This is a genomic window from Streptomyces sp. NPDC054956, assembly GCF_053609185.1.
This window is the reverse complement of sequence record NZ_JBSGXB010000330.1, coordinates 1-7,888: the sequence shown is the minus strand read 5'-3', so window position 1 is coordinate 7,888 and position 7,888 is coordinate 1. Positions and strand designations below refer to the sequence as shown.

The 7,888-nt window shown below is 72.9% G+C and carries 6 protein-coding genes; 3 read left to right on the top strand and 3 right to left on the bottom strand.

The genetic code is table 11. The features are described 5' to 3' along the window. A partial coding sequence (locus ACWGDE_RS33065) for a transglycosylase family protein (RefSeq protein ID WP_453392737.1) occupies positions 1-618 on the bottom strand: 618 nt, incomplete at its 3' end. Positions 619-922: 304 nt separating this feature from the next. Here ACWGDE_RS33065 and ACWGDE_RS33060 point away from each other — a divergent pair. Beyond that, positions 923-2,206, top strand: a complete 1,284-nt coding sequence (locus tag ACWGDE_RS33060) for a cytochrome P450 family protein (protein ID WP_453392736.1) — start codon at positions 923-925, stop codon at positions 2,204-2,206. 162 nt (positions 2,207-2,368) lie between these two features. Beyond that, complete coding sequence (locus ACWGDE_RS33055) at positions 2,369-3,553, top strand: globin domain-containing protein (RefSeq protein ID WP_453392735.1); 1,185 nt, start codon at positions 2,369-2,371, stop codon at positions 3,551-3,553. Between the two features lie 81 nt (positions 3,554-3,634). Here ACWGDE_RS33055 and ACWGDE_RS33050 read toward each other — a convergent pair whose 3' ends face one another. Together ACWGDE_RS33050 and ACWGDE_RS33045 are read right to left on the bottom strand one after the other, a co-directional pair. Further along, a complete protein-coding gene (locus ACWGDE_RS33050) occupies positions 3,635-4,624 on the bottom strand; it encodes a nucleoside triphosphate pyrophosphohydrolase (protein ID WP_453392734.1) in 990 nt (329 codons plus the stop codon). Between the two features lie 44 nt (positions 4,625-4,668). Further along, positions 4,669-5,289, bottom strand: coding sequence for a SurA N-terminal domain-containing protein (locus ACWGDE_RS33045; protein ID WP_453392733.1), 621 nt, complete (start codon positions 5,287-5,289; stop codon positions 4,669-4,671). 192 nt (positions 5,290-5,481) lie between these two features. Here ACWGDE_RS33045 and ACWGDE_RS33040 point away from each other — a divergent pair, with 192 nt between their 5' ends. Next, on the top strand, positions 5,482-7,887 hold the full coding sequence (locus ACWGDE_RS33040; RefSeq protein ID WP_453392732.1) for a YfhO family protein: 2,406 nt from the start codon (positions 5,482-5,484) through the stop codon (positions 7,885-7,887). Position 7,888 lies beyond the last annotated feature (1 nt).

Sequence of the window (7,888 nt, the reverse complement as noted above, 5' to 3'; positions counted from 1 at the left end):
GGTCGTCGGGAGGTCCGGGTTGGGCATGACGGGCAGTCCGCTGGGCGCCCCGAGCGGGTAGTCGGGCAGCAGGAAGGACGGCGAGGCGGACGGGGAGGGGGCCGGGGCCGCGGGGGCCGTCGGGGCACCGAAGTCCGTGGAGGGCTTGCCCGCGCCGAGGTAGGGCACGGAGTCGTCCGGGCGGGACACCGAGGGGGACGCGGCACCCTTGGGCAGGCCCGGGTCCACCTGCGCGGCGGGGGCGTCCTTGGTCAGCCCGGACTTCGTCCCGCACAGCGGCCACGCCTGGGGGCCCTGGGAGGCCAGCACCCGCTCGGCCACCGCGATCTGCTGCGAGCGGCTGGCCAGGTCGGCGCGCTCGGCGAAGTCGCGCCCGCCGGCGTTCTGCCACTGCTCCTGGGTGAACTGCAGCCCGCCGTACGAGCCGCTGCCGAAGTTGGCGCTCCACGTGCCGCCGCTCTCGCATTCGGCGACCTTGTCCCACGTGGAGGTCTCGGCGGCGTTCGCGCCCGTGGCCGCGAGCAGCGGCAGGGCGAGCGCGGAGCCGGCGACTCCGGCGGTGACGACAAGTGCGGGCACCTGTCGGGGGCGTCTGTGGCGGCCGTTCCCGGAACGCATGAGGCTGCACCTTTCGCATAACGGCGGGGTAACGGCAGAACCTAGCGGCCTTCGAACTCCAGTCACAAGTTTGGGCCCGAACTGACTTCCGGTCAGCCTGGTTTCAGGTGTTTTGCGGTGTGAAGCGCACCGGAAGCGTGCGCGGACCACGCATGCCGCCCCCTCGCCGGCGCAGCCCCCCGGTCGGAACCGCCAGTTCCGGATCGGGCAGCCGGACGGTGGTCGATCCGGTCCGCCCCTTGTCGAGCAGCGCCTCGGGTGGGCTCCGTGAGGCACTTCGGTCCACCACGGCTACGGTCAGAAGGTGCACGAAGACGCTTCCACCACCCCGCCGCCCACTCTCTTCGACTGGGAGTTCGCGACCGACCCGTACCCGGCCTACGCCTGGCTGCGCGAGCACGCGCCCGTGCACCGCACCAAGCTCCCCAGCGGGGTCGAGGCATGGCTGGTCACCCGGTACGCCGACGCCCGCCAGGCCCTCGCCGACCAGCGGCTCAGCAAGAACCCGGCCCACCACGCGGGAACGGCGCACGCCAAGGGCAAGACCGGGATCCCCGGGGAGCGCAAGGCCGAGCTGATGACGCACCTGCTCAACATCGACCCGCCGGACCACACCCGGCTGCGGCGCCTGGTGTCCAAGGCGTTCACCCCCCGCCGGGTCGCCGAGTTCACCGGGCGGGTGCAGGAGCTGACCGACCAGCTCATCGACGGCTTCGCCGAACGGGGGGAAGCGGATCTCATCCACGAGTTCGCCTTCCCGCTCCCCATCTACGCCATCTGCGACATGCTCGGAGTACCGCGGGAGGACCAGGACGACTTCCGCGACTGGGCCGGGATGATGATCCGGCACGCCGGCGGCCCGCGCGGCGGAGTGGCCCGTTCGGTCAAGCAGATTCGCGGCTACCTCGTCGAACTGATCCACCGCAAGCGCGACGATCTGGGCGACGACTTGATCTCCGGACTGATCCGGGCGAGCGACCACGGCGAGCACCTCACCGAGAACGAGGCCGCCGCGATGTGCTTCGTACTGCTTTTCGCCGGTTTCGAAACAACGATCAACCTCATCGGCAACGGGACCTACGCCTTGCTGCGCAACCCGGACCAGCGCGAGCGCCTCCAGGCCTCCCTCGCCGCCGGCGAGAGCGACCTGTTGGAAACGGGCATCGAAGAACTGCTGCGCTACGACGGCCCCGTGGAGCTGGCCACGTGGCGTTACGCGACGGAGCCGCTGACACTGGGCGGCCAGGACATTCCGGCCGGTGACCCCGTCCTCGTCGTCCTCGCCGCCGCCGACCGCGACCCGGAACGGTTCACCGATCCGAACAGTCTCGACCTGTCCAGGAGCGACAACCAGCACCTCGGGTACGGCCACGGCATCCACTACTGCCTCGGAGCCCCTCTGGCCCGCCTGGAGGGCCAGACGGCCCTCGCCGCACTGCTGACCCGGCTGCCCGACCTGGAACTCGCCGCAGATCCCTCGGAGCTCCGCTGGCGGGGTGGTCTCATCATGCGGGGGCTGCGGACCCTACCGGTCCGCTTCACCCCGAGTCCCGGCTCCCGGCGCCCGGCCGCGACGGAAGCCCCCTGAGGGCTCGGTGCGGTGCACGGACCGCATCCCGCCCGTCACCCGTCGCCCCATATGGGCGGTTCGTCGCGGCTGTCCGTAGATAAGCCCTGGCTTGACCTCACGTTCCCCGGCATTCCTACTTTCGGTTTTGTGGATGTGAGGATCTTGAAAAGCAGCTTCGCGGTGGTGGAGAGACGGGCCGAGCACGCGGTCAAGTTCTTCTACTCCCACCTCTTCTGGCACAACCCCGGAGTCCGTGAGCTCTTCCCGGCCTCCTTCGAGGACATGGAACGGCAGCGGGACCGGCTCTTCGCCGCGCTCACCCATGTGATCGCCCATCTGGAGAACGAGACGCTCCTCCCCTATCTACGCGACCTGGGACGCGACCACCGCAAGTTCATGGCGGGCCCCGAGCACTACGCGGCCGTCGGCTCCAGCCTGCTGGCCGCGCTCGCCGAGGCCTCCGGGGACGCCTGGACCCCGACGGTGGAGAAGGCCTGGAGCGAGGCCTACCAGGTGATCGCCGACGCGATGATGGCCGGAGCCACCTCCAGCGAGGAGCCGCCCTGGTGGGACGCGGAGATCGTGCGCCACCTGCTCTACGGCGAGGACATAGGCGTCCTGACCCTGCGCCCGCACGCCCCCTTCCCGCATCTGCCCGGGCAGTACACGAGCGTGAGCAGCGAGCGGGTCCCGACGACCTGGCGCACCTACTCCATCGGCAACGCGCCCCGCGCCGACGGAACGGTCGACCTGCACGTCAGCCGGATCGACCGCGGCCGCCTCAGCACCTCCCTGGTCCGCGAGGCGCAGCCGGGGGACGTGCTCAGGCTCGCCGCGGCCGGCGGGCAGATGACCTTCCGGCGCGAGGACCGCCCGGTCAGCTTCATAGCCGCCGGCACCGGCTGGGCGCCGATCCGCGCGATGCTCGAGGACCTGGCGGAGCACCCTCCCGATCAGGACGTACGGCTCTTCGTGGTCGCACGGGACGCCGCGCACCTCTACGACCGCCCGCTCATCGACCAGTACGCGGCCGCCCTGGACTGGCTGAGCGTCACCTACATCACGCCGGCACCCGGGCAGCACCGCAACCAGGCCACCGACCGGCTGGCGACCGCGCTCAGCAACCGCGGGCTCTGGCCCGACCAGGACGTCTACCTGAGCGGACCGCCGCAGTTCATCGAGGAGACCTCGTACCTCCTGGAGGAACTCGGCGCCACTCACGGCCGGATCTTCTACGACTCCGTACCTGCCAGTGGCAAGGGCCACGGGCCGAACGGCCGGCCGCTGGGCTTCGGGGAGTGGTTCCTGAACCGCCCCGACCCCCACTGGTACAACCCGTCGGGCCGCGCGCCCCGGGCGTACTAGACCGGGAGCGATGGACCGGGAGTTCCAGGCCGGGAGCACCGCACCCGGGAACACCCGCAGGACGTGAACCGCAGCTGGGGGCTATTCGCCGACGCCCTCGGCCGCACGGATCGCGTCCCGGTAGACCCGGGCCGCCGCGCGCAGCGCGGTCTCGGGGTCGGTGCCCGCCGCCTCGGCGCGTGCCGCCAGTTCCAGCAGTTCGTATCCGACGCCCTCGCCGCGGGGCAGCTCCACGGGCACGGCCCCCGCACGGGCACGACCCGCCAGCTTGGCCGCGAGAGCGAGCGCCGGCTGGCCGAGCGGAATCCCGTCGGTCACGGACTCCCGCTGCTTCTCCACCTGCTTGGTGCGCTGCCAGTGCGCGTGCACGTCCTCCGGCGTTTCCGCCGTGGCGTCGCCGAAGACGTGCGGGTGGCGGTGGATCAGCTTCTCGACGAGGGCTCCGGCCACGTCGTCGATGGAGAACGGCTCGTCCTCCTCCCCAGGACCGCCCTCCTCCGCGATGCGCGCGTGGAACACCACCTGGAGCAGGACGTCGCCGAGCTCCTCGCGCAGTTCGTCACGGTCCCCGGCCTCGATGGCCTCGACCAGCTCGTACGCCTCCTCGATCGCGTACTTCGCCAGTCCCTCGTTCGTCTGCTTCGAGGTCCAGGGGCATTCACGGCGGACCCGGTCCATCACCTGGACGAGGTCGAGCAGCCGCGCGCCCGGAAGGTCGTACGAGCCCGGCAGCAGTTCCAGGTCCGGCATGGCGACCCGGCCGGAGCCGGCGAAGCGGGCCAGCCCGTCGGTGAGCCGCCGGTCGCCCTCGCCGCTCAGCAGGACCACGACCGTGCGCCCGCCGGCGCACTCCTCGATCAGCCCCTGAGCGTCGGGGGCCTCGTGGGAGACGGTGACGCCCGCCTCGCGCAGGTACGGCAGCTGCACGTGACCGGGGTCGGCGCACAGCACCCGGTCCGCGGCGTGCAGGGTCTGCCAGGCGGGCCAGGACAGCACGCCGGGGGCGACCCGGTGGCTGGTGGTCAGCAGGACGATGCGGCCGGTGGGCTCGGAGGGAACGTCGTCAGTCACCCTCCGAACCTACCTCCCCGTGCGGGGCTCCCCGCGCGTGCCTCCTAGGCTCCGGCCGGGGGCTGCTCGGGCCGGGTGACCTGGGTGATCCAGGGGGTCTCGCCGTCGCCGAGGGTGACCCGCTGGGGGTCCCAGGAGCCGTAGCGCGGGTTGACCTCGATGCCGAGCTTCGCGGCGGCCTTCGAGGCGGGCTCGGCGAGCTTGCCCTCGCCGTACTTGGCGTTGAGCTTGGTGAAGAGCACCTGGTCGCGCACCCACCGCTCGATCTGGTCGGGGGCCATGGCGGCCTTCTGCAGGACGGCCGCCTCGAAGGCCTTGGCCCCGCCGTTGTTCTGGTCGTAGGCCTCGCGCTCCGTCTCCAGCTCCTTGGTGGTGACGGTGATCCCGGCGTCCTCGGCCATCCGGTCGAGGATCCGGCTCTGGATCATCGAGCTGAGCTTGACCCGGTCCAGCTGCGGGATGGCCGCGATCAGCTCGGCGGAGTGTTCGGAGCGGTTCTGGGCGGTGCGGACGTCCTTCACCTGGGCCTGGACCGCGGAGGTGGTGATCCGTTCGCCGCCGACCACGGCCGCGGTGCCGGGGCGGGCTTCGCCCGAGCACGCGGACAGCAGGGGGGCCGCCAGGAGCAGGACGGCGGAGACGGAGAGCGCTGTGCGACGGTGCAAAGGAGCCTCCAGGGCCGGGAGATTGTGCGTCGGTGCACAAGGGCCGTGCGATGATCGATGTTATGCAGTCAGGGTGACCAGAGCCACCGGTTCGACCAACGATTCCGGGGGTGTTGGGGTGCTGTGCTGTTCGTGTCGGCGCCATCCGGCGGCCATCCCGCGGACCGGCGGCGGTGCCAAGGTCGGCCCACCATGTCGACACCGCACCGCTCCGCGCGCCGCCCCGGTCTCTCCGGCTCGGCGTTCGCCGCCCTGATCACGGCGGTGGCCGTGTGCGCCGGGGACGCGGTCGCCCGCGTCTTCCCCTACGGCTCGCGCCACCGCAGCGTCAACGACCTCGGCAACCAGTTCGTGCCCTTCCACGCGCACCTGTGGGACCTGCTGCACGGGCGCGCCGAGGGCGGACTGCTGCTGAACTGGCAGTCCGGCTACGGGACCAGCTTCCTGCCCGACTTCGGGACCTACCTGACCAGCCCGTTCGCGGTGCTGGTGGCGCTCTTCCCGCGCCAGGACATAGACCTCGCGGTGTACGTGGTCACCGTGCTCAAGACGGCGGCCGCGGCGGCGGCAATGGCCTGGCTGCTGCGCACCCAGCGGCGCGGCCCGTGGTGGGCGGCGGGCCTGCTCGGGGCCTCGTACGCGCTGTGCGGCTGGTCGGTGATCGAGGCCTCGTACAACCCGATGTGGCTGGACGGGCTGATCGCCTTTCCGCTCCTGTGTCTGACGGGTGAATGGGCGCTGCGCTCCCGGCGCCCGGCCGCGGCCGCCGTGGTGGTGGCCCTGTGCTGGACAGCGAACTTCTACACCGCCTACATGGCGACGCTGGGCGCCGTACTGGTGCTGCTGGTACGGGTGGTGCTGACGTACGAGGCACCGCGCGAGACCGTACGGGTCCTGGCGCGGGCCGCGCTGACGACGCTGCTGGGCATCGCCCTGTCGGCGCCGGTCCTCGTCCCCCTCTTCCTCAGTTCGAAGCAGGCCTACCCGGGGTGGTTCAGGCCGTTCCGGCCGGTGCCGGCGCAGGACCTCCTGGCACGGCTGCTGCCCGCCACGTACTCCTTCTCCTCGCCCGCCCTGTTCATCGGCACCGGAACCCTGCTGCTGGTGGCGGCCCTGCCGTTCCACCGGGCCGTGCCGGTACGGACCCGGCTGTGCTGGGCGGGGCTGGTGACGGCGGTGCTGCTGTCCTTCCAGTGGGCGCCGACGCACCTGGCCTGGCACCTCTTCGCGACGCCGAACGGGAGCCCGTACCGGCAGACCTTCGTCCTGGCCGGGATCGCCGTGATCGCCGCCTGGGCCGCCCTCGCGCAGGGCCTGCCTGAGCCCCGGGCGCTCGCGGGCGGGGCCGCGGTGCTGGCGGCCGCCGTACTGGCGGCGCGCGGCAGCACCCTGGCGACCCGGTGGGGCCTCGCGCTGTTCGTCGCGGGCCTGGCCCTGTCCGGCGCGGCCTGGTGGGCGCTGCGCCACCGGCGCCTGGTCCTGCCGGCGGCCGGGGTGCTGGCGCTGGTCCTGCTCGCCCAGGCGGCGGCGACGACCGCCTTCGGCGAGAAGGGCAAACTGGCGGGCCTGGACGACTACCCCGCGTGGGGCGCGGCCCACAGCGCGCGCTCCGAGGCGCTGGCGGGCGCCGAGGGCTGGCCCGCGTACCGCACGGACGCGGGGCGGCCCGCGCTGACGGGCAACGACCCGATGCTGCTGGGCGGGGAGGGCGGCGCGTACTACAGCAGCCACACCCCGGACCTGTTCACCCGGACCATGGCGGCGCTCGGGGCGGGCTGGACCTCGCGCGGGCGCAACGTGCAGAGCCTCGACAACCCGGTGACGGACGCCGTCTTCGCGGTCGGCGCGCGGCTGCGGCCCGACGGGACGATCGCCCGCGCGGAGGTCCCTCCGCTGGTCACCGTCCGTCCGCCGGGTCCGTCCCTCTCGTACGGGGCCTCGCCCTTCGCCAACCAGGAACTCCTGCTGGGCGCACGGGTCTACGAGGATCCGCTCTCCCCCGGCGTCTGCCGCGCGGGCACGGAGGCCTTCCTGTGGGCCCCGGAGTACAACTCCACGGCCCGCCTCGCGGACGGCCCGGCCTTCCGGCTGAACGCGACGCCTCCGCGCAACAGGGCCGCCCTGCAGCCCATGGGCGTCTCGCGCGGGCCGGCCTCGGCGCTGGTCTTCGACCAGGGAGCCCCGGCGCACTGGCAGTTGTCCTGCCTGGACCGGCCCCGGCTGACGGCGGCGGTCGCCGCCCTGCGGGCGTCGGCGGCGGTGTCCGTGCGGGTCGGCTCCTCCGGCATCCGGGCCACGCTCCCCGAGGGCAGCACGGGTACGGCGGTCCTCGCGGCCCCGGCCATCGCGGGCTGGACCTGCGACGGCCGCCCGGCCGCCGCGCACCTGGGGCTGGTCGCGGCCCCGTTGGACGGCCGCACCACCACCCTCAGCTGCTCGTTCCGCCCTCCGGGCCTTGTCCCGGGCCTGGCGGTCGCGGGCGCGGCCCTGCTGGGACTCGCCGCGTTCCTGTGGGCGGGCCGGCGCCGGACGCCGCGCCGGGCCGGGCCGGGGCGAACTGAGCCCCGAGGACGGAAAAGGACCGGGCCGGCCGCATAGC